Origin of the sequence: Nocardia vulneris (genome assembly GCF_001613425.1) — a bacterium.
Taxonomy (GTDB): domain Bacteria; phylum Actinomycetota; class Actinomycetes; order Mycobacteriales; family Mycobacteriaceae; genus Nocardia; species Nocardia vulneris.
On sequence record NZ_BDCI01000068.1, the window covers coordinates 1 to 1,052 of the forward strand.

The following is a 1,052-nucleotide window of genomic DNA, read 5'->3' on the forward strand; positions in this document are numbered from 1 at the left end:
TGCCGATGAGCGTGTGCCTCGGTCGGTCGAAGGTCAGAGTCATGCGCGCATCCGGCATGCACAAGGGGGCTCGTCGTGGACTGAGCCTGGATAGCCCGCCCCATTCGCAACACCACTATGCCGCTGGACAATGGCTCCGACTGGGCGAAACCGACTGCTGGGTAACGTGATAGAGCGACGACATGCTCACTCGAGTTGGAGGCTTGTAGCTGTGTTTCATCTGGACCACTTTGCGCTCGGGGTAAGCGATCTCGACGACGGCGTACGCAGAATGGCCGAGCAGACCGGATTCGGCAACTATGAAGGCGGGGTGTTCCCCGGTGGTGGCGTGCGCAACTGGATATTCCCGTTGGGCGCAGACATCTACCTGGAGGTGGAGAGCGCTGTCGAGGGGAGCGCCGACCCCGCGTCGTCATGGTTCAGGCGCGCCACCAGCGACGGCGCTGACCATTGGATGTTCTGGTGTCTGCGCGCAGACACCCTCGATGATCTGGAGCAGGTCGCTCGGCGACTGGGCAGCGAGGTCAAGGTTGTCCCAGGGCGGACGGAACCGGACGGCACACAACGGGTGGTCACCAGCACGCCCGTCGGGCAGGCAGTTCGGCGGGCTCGGCAGCAGGGCCTGCCGAACTGGTACTACCGGGACGATCCAGACAACAACCCCGCCCGCCGCGCGGTTGTCGGTGAGCGAATCGCGGCCGGGGTGGCCTGGTTGGAAGTGTCCGGTGACCCCGACCAGTTCCGCAGCCACATCGGCACGGAGACTTTCGACCACTTACCGCTGCGGTTCGTGCCCGGTGAACCGGGGCTGCACGCGGTCGCGGTGCGTACCAGCGGTGGCGAGGAGATCGTGATCCGACGCACCCCAGCTGGGCAGGACATGTTCTGACCGCGGCGGAATCTGTTCAGTCGCGATATCCGACTGTTCGGAGCGAGTCCCTTCACGGATGGCCGTACATCCGGCGGGCACAGCAAGGGACAGCCACGCCACACGGAGCCCGAGATCCATTCGGTCAGCAACGGCCCTCAAAGCTGGGAACGTCAGTCACGCC

1 protein-coding gene is annotated in these 1,052 nt (G+C 64.9%); it reads left to right on the plus strand.

Features of this window, described 5'->3' with window-relative positions; translation table 11 throughout:
• The first annotated feature begins 211 nt into the window (after nt 1-211).
• Nucleotides 212-889 carry a VOC family protein gene (locus NVU01S_RS42020; RefSeq protein WP_063048265.1) on the plus strand — a complete coding sequence of 226 codons (678 nt, stop codon included), beginning with the start codon at nt 212-214 and terminating at the stop codon, nt 887-889.
• Nucleotides 890-1,052: the final 163 nt, after the last annotated feature.